Raw genomic sequence first — 656 nt, forward strand, 5'->3', positions numbered from 1 at the left:
GTAAAGTCGCGCCAGACGTGTCCCGCATGGGCCACCTGGATCTCATGCCCTTGAGCGATGGCGTGGGTGAATTTGTACACCGCCATGTCGGGCCGGCCCCAGGGGCCGTAGACGGTGAAGAAGCGCAGGCCCGTCGCCGGCAGGCCGAAGAGCGAGGCGTAGGAATGCGCCATCATCTCGTTGGCCTTCTTGGTGGCGGCATAGAGGCTGATCGGATGATCCGTGGTGTCGTGCTCGGAGAAGGGCAGCTTGCGGTTGGCGCCATAGACCGAGCTCGACGAGGCGTAGACGAGATGCTGGATCCCGCCATGCCGGCAGGCCTCCAGCATGGTCATGAAGCCCATCAGGTTCGAGGCGGCATAGGGCTGCGGATCGACGAAACGCACGCCGGGCTGGGCGGCCAGGTGGATGACCCGCTCGAAGCGATGCTCCCGAAAAAGCTCTTGCGTCGCTTGCGCATCGGCGAGGTCCAGGCGTTCGCCGAGAAAGGTGTTGTGCGGGGTCAGCCTGGCGAAGCGGGCCTCTTTCAGGCTGATGTCGTAATAGGGCGTGAAGCTGTCGACGCCCACAACCTGATGGCCGTCGGCCAGGAGCCTCTGCACCACGTGAAAGCCGATGAACCCGGCGGCACCGGTGACGAGAATGGGAGACGACAT

1 protein-coding gene is annotated in these 656 nt (G+C 64.2%); it reads right to left on the minus strand.

From position 1 onward, the window contains the following. A partial coding sequence (locus tag ILT44_RS30610; protein ID WP_204243375.1) for an NAD-dependent epimerase/dehydratase family protein occupies positions 1-656 on the minus strand: 656 nt, incomplete at its 3' end.

This window comes from Microvirga arvi, from assembly GCF_016892765.1.
GTDB classification, from domain to species: domain Bacteria; phylum Pseudomonadota; class Alphaproteobacteria; order Rhizobiales; family Beijerinckiaceae; genus Microvirga; species Microvirga arvi.